Source organism: Pseudomonas sp. 58 R 12 (assembly GCF_900005865.1).
Lineage (GTDB): Bacteria > Pseudomonadota > Gammaproteobacteria > Pseudomonadales > Pseudomonadaceae > Aquipseudomonas > Aquipseudomonas tritici.
On sequence record NZ_CVTP01000013.1, the window covers coordinates 176,992 to 193,245 of the forward strand.

12 protein-coding genes and 2 tRNA genes are annotated in these 16,254 nt (G+C 59.7%); 4 read left to right on the forward strand and 10 right to left on the reverse strand.

Going from position 1 to position 16,254, the window contains the following annotated elements:
* Nucleotides 1-10: 10 nt before the first annotated feature.
* The 3 genes from rpsF to rnr all read right to left on the reverse strand — a co-directional run bounded on the left by rpsF (nt 11) and on the right by rnr (nt 4,149).
* Nucleotides 11-433 carry a 30S ribosomal protein S6 gene (gene rpsF / locus BFP95_RS07125; RefSeq protein ID WP_003236224.1) on the reverse strand — a complete coding sequence of 141 codons (423 nt, stop codon included), beginning with the start codon at nt 431-433 and terminating at the stop codon, nt 11-13.
* Between the two features lie 321 nt (nt 434-754).
* Nucleotides 755-1,516: a 23S rRNA (guanosine(2251)-2'-O)-methyltransferase RlmB gene (gene rlmB, locus BFP95_RS07130; RefSeq protein ID WP_065889097.1), complete on the reverse strand. Its 762-nt coding sequence runs from the start codon at nt 1,514-1,516 to the stop codon at nt 755-757.
* Nucleotides 1,513-4,149 carry a ribonuclease R gene (gene rnr / locus BFP95_RS07135; protein WP_065874355.1) on the reverse strand — a complete coding sequence of 879 codons (2,637 nt, stop codon included), beginning with the start codon at nt 4,147-4,149 and terminating at the stop codon, nt 1,513-1,515. Before rnr ends, rlmB begins: the two co-directional genes overlap by 4 nt.
* Before the next feature lie 224 nt (nt 4,150-4,373).
* Between rnr and BFP95_RS07140 the strand changes: the two genes are divergently transcribed.
* The 4 genes from BFP95_RS07140 (at nt 4,374) to BFP95_RS07155 (ending at nt 7,449) form a co-directional block, all read left to right on the forward strand.
* Nucleotides 4,374-4,460: transfer RNA gene (locus BFP95_RS07140), tRNA-Leu, on the forward strand.
* Between the two features lie 153 nt (nt 4,461-4,613).
* Nucleotides 4,614-4,700 (forward strand) — tRNA-Leu (locus BFP95_RS07145).
* A gap of 158 nt (nt 4,701-4,858) precedes the next feature.
* Complete coding sequence (locus BFP95_RS07150; RefSeq protein ID WP_065909675.1) at nt 4,859-5,884, forward strand: iron ABC transporter substrate-binding protein; 1,026 nt, start codon at nt 4,859-4,861, stop codon at nt 5,882-5,884.
* Nucleotides 5,884-7,449, forward strand: a complete 1,566-nt coding sequence (locus tag BFP95_RS07155) for an ABC transporter permease (protein WP_065909677.1) — start codon at nt 5,884-5,886, stop codon at nt 7,447-7,449. Before BFP95_RS07150 ends, BFP95_RS07155 begins: the two co-directional genes overlap by 1 nt.
* Before the next feature lie 98 nt (nt 7,450-7,547).
* Here BFP95_RS07155 and BFP95_RS07160 read toward each other — a convergent pair whose 3' ends face one another.
* The 7 genes from BFP95_RS07160 to hfq all read right to left on the reverse strand — a co-directional run bounded on the left by BFP95_RS07160 (nt 7,548) and on the right by hfq (nt 16,161).
* Nucleotides 7,548-9,482 carry a methyl-accepting chemotaxis protein gene (locus tag BFP95_RS07160; protein WP_065874358.1) on the reverse strand — a complete coding sequence of 645 codons (1,935 nt, stop codon included), beginning with the start codon at nt 9,480-9,482 and terminating at the stop codon, nt 7,548-7,550.
* Nucleotides 9,483-9,621: 139 nt separating this feature from the next.
* Nucleotides 9,622-10,911 carry an adenylosuccinate synthase gene (locus tag BFP95_RS07165; protein ID WP_010213605.1) on the reverse strand — a complete coding sequence of 430 codons (1,290 nt, stop codon included), beginning with the start codon at nt 10,909-10,911 and terminating at the stop codon, nt 9,622-9,624.
* Between the two features lie 54 nt (nt 10,912-10,965).
* Complete coding sequence (locus BFP95_RS07170; protein WP_049710297.1) at nt 10,966-12,153, reverse strand: ATP phosphoribosyltransferase regulatory subunit; 1,188 nt, start codon at nt 12,151-12,153, stop codon at nt 10,966-10,968.
* 295 nt (nt 12,154-12,448) lie between these two features.
* Complete coding sequence (gene hflC / locus BFP95_RS07175) at nt 12,449-13,315, reverse strand: protease modulator HflC (RefSeq protein WP_010213607.1); 867 nt, start codon at nt 13,313-13,315, stop codon at nt 12,449-12,451.
* Entirely contained in the window at nt 13,315-14,490 is a 1,176-nt protein-coding gene (hflK, locus tag BFP95_RS07180; RefSeq protein ID WP_065874360.1) for an FtsH protease activity modulator HflK, read from the reverse strand. The genes hflC and hflK overlap by 1 nt, the downstream gene beginning before the upstream one ends.
* Before the next feature lie 96 nt (nt 14,491-14,586).
* Nucleotides 14,587-15,888 (reverse strand): ribosome rescue GTPase HflX, encoded by a 1,302-nt coding sequence (gene hflX / locus BFP95_RS07185; protein ID WP_065909683.1) that lies wholly within the window; start codon nt 15,886-15,888, stop codon nt 14,587-14,589.
* A 12-nt stretch (nt 15,889-15,900) separates the two neighbouring features.
* Complete coding sequence (gene hfq, locus BFP95_RS07190) at nt 15,901-16,161, reverse strand: RNA chaperone Hfq (protein WP_049710299.1); 261 nt, start codon at nt 16,159-16,161, stop codon at nt 15,901-15,903.
* Nucleotides 16,162-16,254 lie beyond the last annotated feature (93 nt).

Sequence of the window (16,254 nt, forward strand, 5' to 3'; positions counted from 1 at the left end):
GGTCCGTGGATTACTCGTCAGCGTTATCGCTGTTGTCGCTGTCATCACTATCAGCGCTATCAGCGCCTTCGTGCTCAGGACGGTCGCGACGCTCACGGCGCTCACTGCGGTTTTCTTCAGCCTTGAGCATCTCGGATTGGCCGGTAACGGCTTCTTCGCGACGGATGACCAGGTTACGGATCACTGCATCGTTGTAGCGGAAGTTGTCTTCCAGCTCGGCCAGGGCCTTGCCAGTGCACTCAACGTTCAGCATCACGTAGTGAGCCTTGTGAACATTGTTGATTGCGTAGGCCAGTTGACGACGGCCCCAATCTTCCAGACGGTGGATTTTGCCGCCGTCTTCTTCGATCAGCTTGGTGTAACGCTCTACCATGCCGCCGACTTGCTCGCTTTGATCCGGGTGGACCAAAAAGATGATTTCGTAATGACGCATGAATGCTCCTTACGGGTTGTAGCCTGCCGCTCAAAAACGGTCAGACAAGGAGTGAATGACACTTATGGATCTTGCCAAAGGGAGGCACATCGGTGCCCGCCAGGAAGGCAAGGGGCGCAATTGTAGAGAAGGGGGAGGAAGGGCGCAAGGTGATTGGTGATTATTTGAACAATCCTCCAACCACCACACAGCAAATGGGGGAGCGGGCTTGTGTGGGAGTCGGGCTTGCCCGCGATGCAGGCACCTCGGTGTATCAGTGATACCGAAGTGATGCTATCGCAGGCAAGCCAGCTCCCACATTTTGAACTGCGCCAAGCCGGATTACTTCTTGGGCTTGGTCTTAGCCTTGGCGCCACGCTGGCGCTGGGCTTCAAACAGGCACACGCCGGTCGCGACCGAAACGTTCAGACTGCTGACACTGCCAGCCATCGGCAAATGCACCAGGTAATCGCAGTGCTCGCGGGTCAGGCGACGCATGCCCTTACCTTCGGCGCCCATGATCAAAATGGTCGGGCCGGTGAGGTCTTGGTCATAAATGCTGACCTCAGCCTCGCCTGCCGTACCCACGATCCACAGGCCACGCTGCTGGAGTTTCTCCAGGGTGCGCGCCAGGTTGGTCACAGCCACCAGCGGAATCACTTCCGCCGCGCCGCAGGCCACTTTACGCACGACTGGCGTCAGGGTGGCCGACTTGTCTTTAGGCACAATCACTGCCAGCGCGCCGGCAGCATCCGCCGAACGCAGGCAAGCGCCGAGGTTATGCGGGTCGGTCACGCCGTCCAGCACCAGCAACAGCGGGGCACCTTCGGTACGGTCAAGCAGCTCGTCGAGCATGGCTTCGCCCCAGACCTGGCTCGGACTGACGTCTGCAACCACGCCTTGGTGAACACCCTCAACCCACACGTCCATTTCACGACGCTCAGCCTGACCGATAGCCACCTTGTTTTGGGTGGCCAGCTCGACCAGCGCTTGCACGCGTGGCTCGCTGCGACCTTCTGCCAGCCACACTTGCTTGACGCGCTTAGGGTGGTGACGCAGCAGTGCTTCTACGGCGTGCACGCCGTAGATTTTTTCCAGACTCATGACTTGGCCTTAGGTTTGCGCGATCCACCGCTTTTCGCGGGGGCCGAACCCGCTTTGGGCGGGCCTTTACGGTGTTTACTTGGCTTGCTCGACGGATTTTCGTCCCCGCGAGACTTTCCCCCAGACGCCGCTTTACCACCGCTTTTGGCTTCGTTGAGCAACTGCTGCTTCAACTCGCGGCTCTTGCGCAATTCGGCGTTTTTCGCCGCTGCGTCGCTTGGGCGGTAGGCCTCAGGAGCCTTTTCCTTGCTAGACGAGCGACGACCCGCCTTGGCTGACGCAGGCTCGGCGGCTACCGCTTTCGCGGAAGTGCCTCTGCCCTTGCTGGCTGGCGCAGCAGGCTCGCTGCCACGTTTTTTACGGCTGCCCGGCGCCTCGGCAGGCTTTTCGGGCATACCGAAGTCGATCTTGCGCTCGTCGAGGTCGACGCGCATGACCTGCACTTCAACCGTATCACCCAAGCGGAAGCTACGACCGGTGCGCTCGCCCGCCAGGCGGTGATGCACAGGGTCAAAGTGGTAGTAGTCACCCGGTAAGGCGGTGACATGCACCAGACCCTCGACGTAGATATCGGTCAGCTCAACGAACAGACCAAAGCCAGTCACCGCAGTGATCACACCCGGGAACGACTCGCCCACGCGATCCTTCATGAACTCGCACTTGAGCCAGTTCACTACGTCACGGGTGGCTTCGTCGGCACGGCGCTCGCTCATGGAGCATTGCTCGCCCAACTGTTCCAACGCAGCTTCGTCGTACGGATAGATCCGCGCCTTCGGAATGGTCATCGCACCGGCACGCTTGACGTGCGGGGTGTTTTGCTTGGAATGGATCACGCTACGGATCGCACGGTGCGTGAGCAGGTCCGGGTAACGGCGAATGGGTGAAGTGAAGTGGGTATAGGCTTCGTAATTCAGACCGAAGTGGCCTTGGTTATCAGCGCTGTACACCGCTTGGCTCAGGGAACGCAGCATCACGGTCTGGATCACGTGGTAATCCGGACGGTCCTTGATGCTCGCGAGCAGCGCCTGGTAATCCTTCGGCGATGGGCCATCTTTGCCTTTGTGCAGGGACAGGCCCAGCTCACCGAGGAACGCACGCAACTTCTCCAGACGCTCCGGCGGCGGACCGTCGTGCACGCGGTAGAGCGCAGGGATTTCGTGCTTTTTCAGGAATTCAGCAGTGGCCACGTTGGCCGCCAGCATGCATTCCTCGATCAGCTTGTGAGCATCGTTACGCGTGGTCGGGGTGATCGCGGCGATCTTGCGCTCGGAACCGAAGACAATTCGGGTTTCCTGGGTTTCAAAATCGATCGCGCCACGTACGTGACGGGCACCCAGCAGCACCTTGTACAGTGCATAGAGCTGCTTGAGGTGCGGAACCACACCGGCGTATTCGGTACGCAGGGCCTTGGCTTCGCTGGTTTTCGGCGTTTCCAGGATGGTGCTGACCTTGTTGTAGGTCAGGCGCGCCTGGGAGTGGATCACCGCCTCATAGAACTGGTAGTCGGTCATTTCGCCGGTTTTCGAGATAGTCATCTCGCACACCATGGCCAAACGGTCGACTTTCGGGTTCAGGGAGCACAGGCCGTTGGACAGCTGCTCAGGCAGCATCGGGATCACGCGCTCAGGGAAGTACACCGAGTTGCCGCGCACCTGGGCTTCGTTGTCCAGGGCCGAACCGATCTTCACGTAGCTGGACACATCGGCAATGGCGACAAACAGCTTCCAGCCGCCGGAGAACAGGCGCAGCTTGCCAGGCTTGGCTTCGCAGTAAACCGCATCGTCGAAGTCGCGGGCATCTTCGCCGTCGATGGTGACGAACGGCAGATGACGCAGGTCGATGCGTTTTTCTTTGTCTTTTTCTTCAACTACCGGCTTGAGCTTGGCGGCTTCTTTCAGCACCGCGTCAGGCCAAACGTGAGGAATATCGTAGGTGCGCAGCGCAACGTCGATTTCCATGCCCGGCGCCATGTAGTTGCCGACCACTTCAACGATATCGCCCTGTGGCTGGAAGCGCGGGGTTGGCCAGTGGGTGATTTTCACCTCGACGAACTGACCGACCTTGGCGGCGCCATTGCGGCCCGGGGTAATCAGCACTTCCTGCTGGACCTTCGGGTTATCCGGCACAACAAAGCCGATACCGCCTTCTTCGAAGTAACGGCCGACAATGGACTCGTGGGCGCGGGACACCACTTCAACGATCACACCTTCGCGGCGACCACGACGGTCCAGGCCGGAAACGCGGGCCAGGGCACGGTCGCCATCGAACACCAGGCGCATTTGCGCCGGGCTCATGAACAGGTCGTCGCTGCCGTCGTCCGGAATCAGGAAGCCGAAACCGTCACGATGGCCGGCAATGCGGCCCAGTATCAGGTCGAGCTTATCCACAGGCGCGTAGGTGCCACGGCGGGTGTAGATCAGTTGAGCGTCGCGCTCCATGGCACGCAAACGGCGGCGCAGGGCTTCGAGCTGGTCTTCGGTGGTCAGACCGAACTCTTCAACCAGTTGCTCACGGCTAGCAGGCGAACCCCGATCGGCGAGATGCGCCAGGATCAGTTCACGGCTAGGAATAGGGTTTTCATATTTTTCCGCTTCACGAGCGGCCTCGGGATCGAGGGACTGCCAATCGGCCATTAGAGAGTTTTCACCTTGTCTATATACGGGTTAGTTTGGCATACGCGTATTGAAACGGGAAATTTCAGGCACGAACAAGCCGTTAAAAGCACTTTACAGCTTCCGAAATACAGCTTGCACGCCCGTCGGTGCTATTTTCCAGTTTTTTTTGATAGCGGGGGTTTACAGTGCAAATCCCACTCCGTATAGTGCGCGCCATCGACGACGGCAACGTTGTTGATGCTGCCCAGGTGGTGAAATTGGTAGACACGCCAGCTTCAGGTGCTGGTGATCGCAAGGTCGTGGAAGTTCGAGTCTTCTCCTGGGCACCAAATTCAGATCAAACCCGCGAAAGCGGGTTTTTTCGTTTCAGGTCTTTGATTTTTAAAGCAAAACTCGATTTATTTTTTCGAATCAGGGGTTTACAGATCAAAAACCCCGCCGTATAGTTCGCCCCATCGACAGCGGCAACGTTGCTTGATAATGCCCAGGTGGTGAAATTGGTAGACACGCCAGCTTCAGGTGCTGGTGATCGCAAGGTCGTGGAAGTTCGAGTCTTCTCCTGGGCACCAAATTCAGATCAAACCCGCGAAAGCGGGTTTTTTCGTTTCCGGGGTTTGAAAACAATCGCGTGGAAACTTCCCCAGCGATTTCCCCCTCGTCCGCACTTGAGAAGTTTTATCGTTTATCCTTGTAAGTATTTGTTGCATACAAGTGAGGAACAACCCGGATGATGATCCGCGATACCCATCTCAAGACATCCCTTCTGCGTGGCCTGACCATCACTCTGCTAGGCCTGACCCTGCTCTCCCCCACCGCCTATTCCGCCGACAAGGTCTCCCTGACCCTGTACAACGGCCAGCACAAAGAAGTCGGCGATGAACTCGCCAAGGCCTTCGAAGCCAAGACCGGCATTCACGTCAACGCGCGCAAAGGCAGCAGCAACCAGCTGGCCAGCCAGGTCGTCGAAGAGGGGGACCGCTCCCCTGCCGACGTGATCTACACCGAAGAATCGCCACCACTGAACAAACTCGGCGAACAAGGCCTGCTGGCCAAGATCGACGCCAGCACCCTCGACGTATTGCCCAAGGATTATGTTGGCGCCAATGGCGACTGGATGGGCGTGACTGCACGCACCCGCGTCGTGGCCTTTAACCCGAAACTGATTGCTGAAAAAGACCTGCCGAAATCGGTATTGGATTTCGCCGGCCCCGAGTGGCAAGGCAAGGTTGGCTTCGTGCCTACCAGTGGCGCATTCCAGGAACAGGCCGTGGCGATCATCAAGCTGCACGGTCGTGAAGCCGCCGAAGAATGGCTGACCGGCCTGCGCGCCTTCGGCAAGGTGTACAGCAATAACATGGTCGCCCTCAAAGCCGTGGAGAACGGCGAAGTGGCCACGGTGCTGGTGAACAACTACTACTGGTTCGCGCTGAAGAAAGAAAAAACCAACCTGGACTCCCAGTTGCACTACTTCACCAATGGTGATGCCGGCGGCCTGATCACCGTGTCTTCGGCTGCAGCGCTGAAATCCAGCAAGCACCCCAAGGAAGCGCAGCAACTGTTGGCATTCATGGCCAGTGAAGAAGGCCAACGCGTGATCACCAACACCTCGGCTGAGTACCCGCTGCGCAAAGGCATGGAATCCAATCGTGGCCTCAAGCCTTTCAATGAGCTGCAACCGCCGAAAGTCACCCCTGCCGACTTGGGCAACGCCGAAGAAGCCCTGGACCTGGAACGTGACGTTGGCTTGAACTGATGAACCCATCGCTATCCGCCCCTGCCACGCGCAGGGGTTTCAGTCCAAGGCGCAAGCGCCCGTCAATCTGGCTGTTGCTGCCCGTGCTGTTGCTGGTTGGCCTGAGCCTGCTGCCGTTGGCGTATGTCGGGCTCAAGGCCTGGCAGGCCGGCTGGGCGGAAGCGGTGCACCTGCTGTGGCGCCCGTACGTGTTCGGACTGCTGCGCAACACCCTGGCGCTGATGGTCGGCGTGACGCTGGCATGCGGCGTGATCGGCCTGTCCCTGGCCTGGCTGCTGGAGCGCAGCAACCTGCCGGGGCGACGCATCTGGGGCGTGATTTTGTGCCTGCCGTTTGCGGTACCGGCATTTGTCAGCAGCTTTACCTGGGTCTCGCTGAGCGCCAACTTCGAAGGGCTCGGCGGCGCGATCCTGGTGATGAGCTTGTCGAAATACCCGCTGGTGTTTTTGCCAGTGGCGGCGACGCTGCGCAACCTTGATCCCTCACTGGAAGAGTCGGCCCGCACCCTGGGGCTGAATCGCTGGGGCGTGTTCTTTCGCGTCACATTGCCTTTGCTGTGGCCATCGCTGCTGGCCGGAGCACTGTTGATCGCGCTGCACATGCTGGTGGAGTTCGGCGCGCTGTCGATTATTGGGCTGCAGACTTTTACCACCGCGATCTATCAACAATTCGAACTGGAATTCAGCAATGCCAACGCCGCGATGCTCTCGGCAGTGCTTCTGGTGATGTGCCTGACGCTGTTGTGGTTGGAGTTGCGCGTGCGCGGCAAGGGCCGACATGTGCGCATAGGCCAAGGCGCGGCGCGGCATGCCGAACAGGTTCGATTAGGTAAGTGGGCGCATCTGGGCCAGGCGTATTGCCTGGTACTGGCGATCATCGGCAGCGGCATACCGCTGGGGATGCTCGGTTACTGGTTGGCAGTGGGCTCTTCCGCCGCATTCCCGGTGGCCGAGATCAGTGAAGCGCTGCTGTCTTCGTTGGCACTTTCTCTCGGCGGTGCGGCGCTGTGCTTAGTATTGGCGGTGCCAGTGGGCCTGCTAGTGGTGCGTTACAAAGGCCAACTGGCAATCTGGGCCGAGCGCCTGCCGTATCTGCTGCACGCCCTGCCCGGCCTGGTGGTTGCGCTGACGCTGGTGTATTTCGCCCTGCATTACGTGCCGGCGCTGTATCAAACGTCGGCCTTGTTATTGATCGCTTATGCGCTGTTGTTTTTGCCTCTGGCCCAGGCGCCGATTCGTACGGCACTGAACAAGGCCGCGCCACAACTGGAAGAGGCTGCGCGTACGCTGGGGGCGTCGTCGTTCAGTGCGTTTTGCCGAGTGACGTTGCCGATTATTTTCCCGGCACTGGGTGCAGCGTTTGCGCTGGTGTTTCTGGATGCGATGAAGGAGTTGACGGCGACGTTGCTGCTCAGCCCGACAGGGTTGAATACATTGGCGACGGCGGTGTGGGCGCATACTTCGAATGTTGAGTTTGCGGCGGCGGCGCCCTATGCGGCGCTGTTGATTCTGGTGTCGGGGTTGCCGGTGTATCTGTTAACGACTCGGATGTATTTGAGCCGCTGAGACCGCTATCGCGGGCAAGCCGACTCCCACATTTGAATGGGTTCACAATTCAAAGTGTGGGAGCTGGCCTGCCTGCGATGAGGCCGGACCAGACAACCTCAGGCCCGAAACTGCCCCAGGCTCGCCTTCAACTGCGCCGCCAACCCATCCAGCACCTTGCCACTCGCGGTCGTTTCCACGACCGCCTGCGCCGCACGCTCAGCCTGGGCATGGATCACTTCAACGCGACCACGCACCGCATGCGCGCCCTGCGCCTGATGCTCAGCCGCGCGCGTCGCCAAGCCAATCGCCGCATGCACCTGCTCCACCGAGGCCTGCACCGTCTGCTGCAAGCGCACGCTATCGCGCAGCACCAGCAAACCTTCATTGGCCTGGCGCCCGGCCTTGCCGATAGTTTCCACCGCCTCACGAGCGCCCTGCTGCAACGCCACGATATGCGCCTGGATATCACCGGTGGAGCTTTGGGTTTTACTCGCCAGCGCGCGCACTTCGTCTGCCACCACGGCAAAGCCGCGACCGGTCTCACCCGCGCGGGCCGCTTCGATCGCCGCATTGAGCGCCAGCAGGTTGGTTTGCTCGGCGATGCCGTGAATCACGGTCAGCACCACCTCGATCTGCTCGCTTTGCTGGGCCAGACGCTCAATCACTTGGGAGCCTGCCTGCACCTGGCCCGCCAGCGCCTCAATCAAACTGCCGACCTCCGCCGAAGTCCGCGAGTTCTCATCCGTGGCCTGGCGAATATCCACCACCTGCTGCAACGCCGCCTGCATCGCATGGCTTTCGGCTTGTGCTTCGTCTGCCATCTGCGACAGCGCGCGCAAGCTCTCGGCCACTTCATCACGCTGCAAGCCCGCCGCTGCATCAGCACCGGCATTGCGCAAGGTCATGGCGCCGATTTCCACCCCGGTACGCTGGGCCACATCCCCCGCCTCGCGGACGATGGGCTGCAACTTATCCACAAAGCGATTGACCGCCGAGGCCATGTCGCCGATTTCGTCCTTGCTGCTGATCTGCACACGCTTGGTGAGGTCGCCCTCGCCCGCCGCCAGGTCATCCATGGCTGCGATCAGCAGCTTCAAACGGTTGACGACACGGCGACCCAGCACGATAGCGATCAGCAACAATACGCCAAGACCGACCAGTGCGAGGCCCATGCCGATGCGCCAGCGCAAGGTGCCAGCAGCGTCCTGAACGGCGCTGGTGGTATTGGCGGTCATCTGGGTGGCCGTGGCTTGCGCGGATTGCAAACGGGCGCCCATGGCGGCCGCGCTGTCAGCCGCCGCGCCTTTGAGGCTGTCGCCGACCAGTTGATCGCCGCTGGCAATCAGCGCGGCGAAACGCTTGTCCAATGCCTGCAGGTCGGCTTCAACCGACGCGGTCGAAACGCCCATGCGGACTTTGCCAATTTCTACCCCATTGGGGCTGATAGACGCCTCGACGTAGTACACGGAAGGGTCGGACTTGGCCGCGTCGAGCACCTTATCCAACGCGCGATCACCCGCCCCCTTAGCCAGCAGTGCCTGATTGATCGGATTCTCGCGATTCAGGTAGCGGGTCAAATGCTCACCCGCGGCGTCGTCATAAACTACAAATAGCACGTTGGGATTGCGCTGCGCACGGCGCGCAAACTCCGACAGCGTCGGTACGTCGCTGTCCCACATGGCGCGAGGCGCCACCGAGGCCAGCAGTTGCGCCATATCATTGGCGGAGTCTTGCAGGTCTTTTTCCAGGGTCGCACGCAGTTGCTTCTGCTCTTCCTGCAGGCGGGTCGAAAGCCCTGCTGTCAGACGCTGACGGGTGCTGGTAGACAAGCTATCCAGACTGGACGTGACTTCTTTACCCGCCTGCGCCAATTCGCCAGACAGTTTCTGGCTGTCGATACCCAGGCGATTGCCCAGATCAGCCTCCAGCGCCGTAACCGTGCTGCGTGTGAGAGCAACCGCTACCAGCACTTGCACCAAAAGGGCGATACCTAGGGTAACGAACACCGGCCGCAACAGACGGCTTTGTAACAATGAGAGAACGGCAGACATCGGGAATCCCTCGACCACGGGCGCCATTAATTTGATAGCACCGCGAAAGAGAGAACCGAAGCAAGGGTCGTGCCGCTAAAGCGACAGAAACGACAAAGGGCTCCCTGGGGAGCCCTTTGCTTTTTACATCAACAGCTTATTAAGCGAACGGGTGACGCAGAACGATGGTTTCGTTGCGGTCCGGACCTGTCGAAATAATGTCGATCGGTGCGCCGATCAGCTCTTCAACACGCTTGATGTAGGCACGGGCGTTAGCTGGCAGCTCTTCGAGGGTTTTGGCACCCACGGTCGATTCGGTCCAGCCCGGCACTTCTTCGTACACAGGCTGCAGGCCCACGTAGCTGTCAGCGTCAGTCGGGGCAACGTCCTTCCCCTCTGCATCTTTATAGCCGATGCAGATATTGATGGTTTCCAAGCCGTCGAGTACGTCCAGCTTGGTCAGGCAGATGCCCGAGATGCTGTTCACATCGATAGCGCGACGCAGGATAACGGCGTCGAACCAGCCACAACGACGAGCACGGCCGGTGGTTGCGCCGAACTCGTGACCTTGTTTGGCCAAGTGCGCACCGACTTCGTCGAACAGCTCAGTCGGGAATGGACCCGAACCTACACGGGTGGTGTAAGCCTTGGTGATGCCCAGGATGTAGTCCAGGAACATAGGACCAACGCCCGAGCCGGTCGCAACGCCGCCCGCGGTGGTGTTGGAGCTCGTCACGTACGGGTAGGTGCCATGGTCGATGTCAAGCAGGGAGCCTTGGGCGCCTTCGAACATGATGTCCTTGCCAGCGCGACGCAGGTCGTGCAACTCAGCCGTCACGTCCAGCATCAGCGGCTTGAGCAGCTCAGCGTATTCCTTACACTCGGCCAGGGTCTTTTCAAACTCGATGGCCGGCTCTTTGTAGTAACCCACCAGCATGAAGTTGTGGTAATCCACCAGTTCACGCAGCTTGTCTTCGAAGCGCGGCATGTTCAGCAGGTCGCCAACACGCAGGCCACGACGAGCAACCTTGTCTTCATACGCTGGGCCGATACCGCGACCGGTAGTACCGATCTTCAGCTCGCCACGGGCCTTTTCGCGGGCCTGGTCCAGCGCCACGTGGAAGGACAGGATCAGCGGGCAGGACGGGCTGATACGCAGGCGCTCGCGCACCGGTACGCCTTTCTCTTCCAGCTTGGTGATCTCGCGCAACAGTGCGTCAGGTGCAACCACCACGCCGTTGCCGATCAGGCACTGCACGCCTTCGCGCAGTACACCCGAGGGGATCAGGTGCAAGACGGTTTTTTCGCCATCGATGACCAGGGTGTGGCCAGCGTTGTGGCCACCTTGGTAGCGCACTACGGCGGCAGCATGTTCGGTCAGCAGATCAACGATCTTGCCTTTGCCCTCATCACCCCATTGGGTGCCCAGGACTACGACATTCTTACCCATAACACTTGTCCTCATTCGCGCAAACTTGGTGCCGGCGATGGCCGGCAGGAAAACTCAAGAAGCCAGTGGCGATACTTGCCAAAGCCCGTTCTGCAGAATCAATTGCCGGTCGCAGTCCGCTTCACGGGCGGCGGCCAATGGCTGACCAGGCAAGGCCTGGACAACACGCTGACCCTCACTGCGCAACTGGCAAACCTGCTGCCAGAGTGCTGCGTCCGTACTGTCGGGCATCCAGATGCCACCAGACGGCAGCTCGACCTCAGCACGCCCCAGGGTCACCAGGGTTTTCAAATCGGTGGAAAAACCGGTGGCCGGACGCGCACGACCGAAATCTGCGCCGATATCGTCATAACGACCGCCTTGGGCGATGGCTTGGCCAACACCCGGTACAAATACCGCGAACACCACACCGGTGTGGTAGTGGTAGCCGCGCAACTCACCCAGGTCAAAATACAGCGGCAACTGCGGGAAGCGCGCCGACAGTTGCTCGGCGATGGCCAGCACGTCATCCAGTGCAGCCAGTACCGGCGCCGGCGCATTGGCCAGGCGCTCACGCGCAGCTACCAGCACTTCACGGCCACCACACAGGTTCACCAGCGCACGCAGCATGTCGGCCAGATCGGCAGGCACGCCAGCGGTCAGGGCAATCACTTCATCGATGGCCTTGCGTTGCAGGGCATCGAACAACTGTTGTTCCACTTCACCGGACAAACCGGCCGCACGGGCCAGGCCACGGTAGATACCCACGTGGCCCAGGTCCATGTGGACATCCGGTACGTCAGCCAGTTGCAGCATGGCCAGCATCAAGCTGATCACCTCAACGTCGCTGCTCGGGCTGGCATCACCGTACAACTCGGCACCCAATTGGATCGGGCTTCGCGAAGACGACAGTGCACGCGGTTGCGCATGCAGCACGCTGCCGGCGTAGCACAGGCGGCTCGGGCCTTCGCGGCGCAGGGTGTGCGCATCGATGCGCGCCACTTGCGGCGTGATGTCGGCACGAAAGCCCATTTGCCGGCCCGATTGCGGGTCGATGACTTTGAAGGTGCGCAGATCCAGGTCCTGGCCCGCGCCGGTCAGCAGGGATTCCAGGTACTCGATATGGGGGGTCACGACAAACTCGTAACCCCAGCTCTGGAACAGATCCAACACCTGGCGGCGCGCTACTTCAATGCGCGCAGCCTCCGGTGGCAGTACTTCTTCGATGCCATCTGGCAGCAGCCAGCGGTCTACCGTTGCCATTACGCCATTCCCCTATGATCCGGGCGGCCAGCCGTCAGCCGAGCCTTGAGTAGAGCAGAAAATACCCGCCCCCTTGCATAAACCACGCGCAAGAACGACGTGACGAACGACCTATCACCGGCCTCGTCGGGCACTTTCCTCGAAAAACCTGTCACGCCTGCCGAATCAAACATGCAGACGCAAAAAAGCCGGGAATTTCCCGGCTGCCGCATCATACACCCGTTTTCTGAAAGGATCACCCCGCCAGGCGTTTTAGCCGCCCGACGGGAGTGACACCTACAGAATCACAGGCTGGTTACTTGGACTTTTCCAGGTAGCGGAAGAAGTCGCTGCTTGGGTCCAGCACCATGACGTCGGTTTTGTTCGCGAAGCTTTCACGGTAGGCACGCAGGCTACGGTAGAACGCGTAGAACTCCTGATCCTGGCCGTAAGCCTTGGCGTAGATCGCCGCCGCTTGAGCATCGCCATCACCGCGGGCCTCTTCAGACTCACGGTAAGCTTCAGCCAACAGTACGCGGCGCTGACGATCAGCATCCGCACGGATACCTTCCGCCAGCTCGTTACCCTTGGCGCGGTGCTCACGCGCTTCACGCTCACGCTCGGTGCTCATACGCTCGAACACGCTGCGGTTCACTTCTTTTGGCAGATCAATGGCCTTGACCCGAACATCAACCACTTCGATGCCGAGCTCTTTTTCCGCCATCGTGTTCAACGAACGCGTGATGTCAGCCATCAGCGCGTCACGCTCACCGGATACCACCTCGTGCAGCGTGCGCTTACCAAACTGGTCACGCAGGCCCGACTCCAGACGGCGCGACAAACGCTCGTCCGCAATCTGCTTGAGGCCGGAGGTCGCGGTGTAGAAGCGTTCGGCATCCTTGACGCGCCACTTGGCGTAGGCGTCAACCATCACGGCTTTCTTTTCCAGGGTCAGGAAGCGCTGTGTCGGTGCATCCAGCGTCATCAGGCGGGCGTCGAACTTACGCACCTGGTTGACGTAGGGGACTTTCACATGCAAGCCCGGCTGGACATCCGCCTGGACCACGCGACCGAATTGCAGCAGCACCGCACGCTCGGTCTGAGCCACGATGTAGAAGCAGTTCCAGGCAGCGATGACCACGACGACGCCCACAATCAGGGCGGTCAGCGATTTATTGCTCATCAACGACTCTCCCTGGTACGTGTTTGCTGTTGCAGCAAGTCAGCGGCCGCACGGGCGCTCGCTTCATTGGCAGCAGCATTGGAACCGGTGGACGGTGTGCTGGTGCTGCTACGACCACCTTCGATCATCTTGTCCAACGGCAGGTACAGCAGGTTGTTCTGCCCACCTTTGCTGCCGGTCACGAGAACCTTGCTGGTGTTGCTGAAGACTTCCTGCATGGTGTCCAGGTACAGACGCTCACGGGTAACTTCCGGCGCCTTGCGGTACTCGGCGACCAACTTGGTAAAGCGATCCGCCTCACCCTTGGCACGGGAGACCACTTCGTCGCGGTAACCATTGGCATCCTCAAGGATACGCTGGGCCTGACCACGGGCTTCCGGCACGACGCCGTTGGCGTAGGTTTCAGCCTGGTTGCGCGAACGCTGCTCATCTTCACGAGCGCGGATCACGTCATCGAAGGCTTCCTGCACTTCACGCGGTGCAGCTGCGCTCTGTACGTTCACCTGGGTGACAGTGATGCCGGTGCGATAGGTATCGAGGAACCGTTGCAGGCGCTCCTTGATTTCGCTGGCCATCAATTCACGACCTTCGGTCAGCACCTGGTCCATCGCGGTAGAACCGACGACGTGGCGCAGGGCACTTTCAGTGGCGTGTTGCAGGCTGATTTCCGGCTGGTCGACGTTCAGCACGAAGTCCTGCAGGTTGCTGATCTTGTACTGCACGGTCAGCGGCACTTCGACGATGTTCTCGTCTTCGGTCAGCATCTGGCCCTGCTTGGTGTAGGCACGCTCACGCGTGACATTCTCCATGTACTTTTTATCGATCGGCGGGAAGTAGATGTTCAGGCCCGGGCCTACGGTTTCGTAGTACTTGCCGAAGCGCAGCACCACGGCTTGCTCCTGCTCGTCCACCACGTAAACGGCGCTGTACAGCCATACGGCCGCCAGCACGACAAGACCCAGGCCCAGCAGGCCATAGCCACCGCCCTTGCTTGTGCGACCGCCGTCGTCACCACCACGTTTTTTCCCACCACCGAACAACCCATTCAGGCTTTCCTGCAGCTTTCGGAAGGCCTCGTCGAGATCTGGTGGCCCCTTGCGGTCGCCATTATTGCGGCGTTTACCACCCCAAGGATCCTGATTATTCGAGTTGCCACCCGGCTCATTCCAAGCCATAGCGCTCTCCATCTGATAAAGCAAAGACGCACCCACGGCGCGCCGACCAATGCTACAGAATGCCTGCCACTGCGGCACAACCGCTTTGGGAGGCTTTTATTGCAAAGTGTGTTGTTCGAGGAACTCTGCCGGTACAACACCTTCACGGCTGACCAGCCGATTCAGCTCCGAGCGCGGCAATCGAACGGCCAGCAAGCTGACACCCTCTTCGTCGTGTTCTTCTTTCTGTACCGCGCCCAATTCGAAAAACTGTGCACGCAGTCGAGCAAAACGCTGCGGCAAGCGCAAGGTGCCAACGAACAAATCGCCGCCGAGCAATTCGGCAATGGCTTGTTCAAGCAACTCAAGACCACTGCCATCACGCGCCGACAGCCAGACCCGCTGGGGCTTGCCGTTCTCGTCGCGCTGGATTTGTGGCTCAACGCCTTCAAGCAAATCGAGTTTGTTATAGACCTCAAGGATCGGCAAGTCCTGGGCACCAATCTCGCCCAGCACCAGCATCACCTGTTCAATCTGCAACATGCGATCCGGTTCAGCCGCATCGATCACGTGCAACAGCAGGTCGGAATTGCTCGACTCTTCGAGCGTAGACCGAAATGCTTCAACCAGCTTGTGCGGCAGGTGACGAATGAAACCCACGGTATCGGCCAGGACAATCGGCCCCAGGTCGTCCAGATCCAGACGGCGCAAGGTGGGGTCGAGGGTCGCGAACAGTTGGTCGGCCGCGTATACGTCCGATTTCGTCACGTTGTTGAAGAGTGTGGATTTGCCTGCGTTGGTATAGCCCACCAGCGACACGGTGGGGATATCCGCACGGGAACGGCCACGTCGCGATTGCTCGCGCTGGCTGCGCACCTTCTCGAGGCGACCCTTGATCTGACGCAGGCGAACCCGCAGCAGACGTCGGTCGGTTTCGAGTTGGGTCTCACCCGGGCCACGCATGCCGATACCGCCACCCTGACGCTCAAGGTGAGTCCAGCCGCGAACCAGCCGGGTGCTCATGTGGTCAAGCTGGGCCAGTTCAACCTGGAGCTTGCCTTCATGGGTACGGGCGCGCTGGGCGAAAATATCCAGAATCAGACCGGTACGGTCGATCACGCGACACTCGAAAACACGTTCGAGGTTACGTTCCTGACTGGGCGTGAGGACGTGATTGAAGATCACCAGATCGGCTTCTTCAGCGTGGACCAGGTCGCGAAGTTCCTCGACCTTGCCGCTGCCGATCAGGTATTTGGCGGTTGGCCGATGACGCGGCACGTTAAAAAACGCAACGGTCTCGGCGCCGGCCGAATTTGCCAACTCCTGAAACTCCTGCGGATCTTCGCGCGCCTCAGGGTCCTGTCCATCCAAGTGAACGAGGATTACCCGCTCACCACCACCGTGGCGCTCAAAGAACAAAGGAGACTCCTATCAGGCGTTACCTGGCTCAGCGTCAACTGCATCTTCACCTGCTGCGCTAGGCAGACGGATTGGACGAACAGGGACGACTGTCGAGATAGCGTGCTTGTAGACCATCTGGCTGACGGTGTTTTTCAGCAGGATCACGAACTGGTCGAACGACTCGATCGTGCCTTGCAGCTTGATACCGTTGACCAGATAGATAGAAACCCCCACTTTCTCTTTACGTAAAGTATTCAAGTAAGGGTCTTGTAGCGAATGCCCTTTTGACATGTGCCGCACTCCTTTAAGGATCAATAATAAAAAATCGGAAAATAGATAGCTTATGGCCGTCACACCCCCAAGGATAGACGGCTATTGCAAGGA

Coding starts and splice junctions, on each gene's coding strand:
- rpsF (WP_003236224.1), bottom strand. CDS start 433: ATGCGTCATTACGAAATCATCTTTTTGGTCCACCCGGATCAAAGCGAG.
- rlmB (WP_065889097.1), bottom strand. CDS start 1,516: ATGAGTCTGGAAAAAATCTACGGCGTGCACGCCGTAGAAGCACTGCTG.
- rnr (WP_065874355.1), bottom strand. CDS start 4,149: ATGGCCGATTGGCAGTCCCTCGATCCCGAGGCCGCTCGTGAAGCGGAA.
- BFP95_RS07150 (WP_065909675.1), top strand. CDS start 4,859: ATGATGATCCGCGATACCCATCTCAAGACATCCCTTCTGCGTGGCCTG.
- BFP95_RS07155 (WP_065909677.1), top strand. CDS start 5,884: ATGAACCCATCGCTATCCGCCCCTGCCACGCGCAGGGGTTTCAGTCCA.
- BFP95_RS07160 (WP_065874358.1), bottom strand. CDS start 9,482: ATGTCTGCCGTTCTCTCATTGTTACAAAGCCGTCTGTTGCGGCCGGTG.
- BFP95_RS07165 (WP_010213605.1), bottom strand. CDS start 10,911: ATGGGTAAGAATGTCGTAGTCCTGGGCACCCAATGGGGTGATGAGGGC.
- BFP95_RS07170 (WP_049710297.1), bottom strand. CDS start 12,153: ATGGCAACGGTAGACCGCTGGCTGCTGCCAGATGGCATCGAAGAAGTA.
- hflC (WP_010213607.1), bottom strand. CDS start 13,315: ATGAGCAATAAATCGCTGACCGCCCTGATTGTGGGCGTCGTCGTGGTC.
- hflK (WP_065874360.1), bottom strand. CDS start 14,490: ATGGCTTGGAATGAGCCGGGTGGCAACTCGAATAATCAGGATCCTTGG.
- hfq (WP_049710299.1), bottom strand. CDS start 16,161: ATGTCAAAAGGGCATTCGCTACAAGACCCTTACTTGAATACTTTACGT.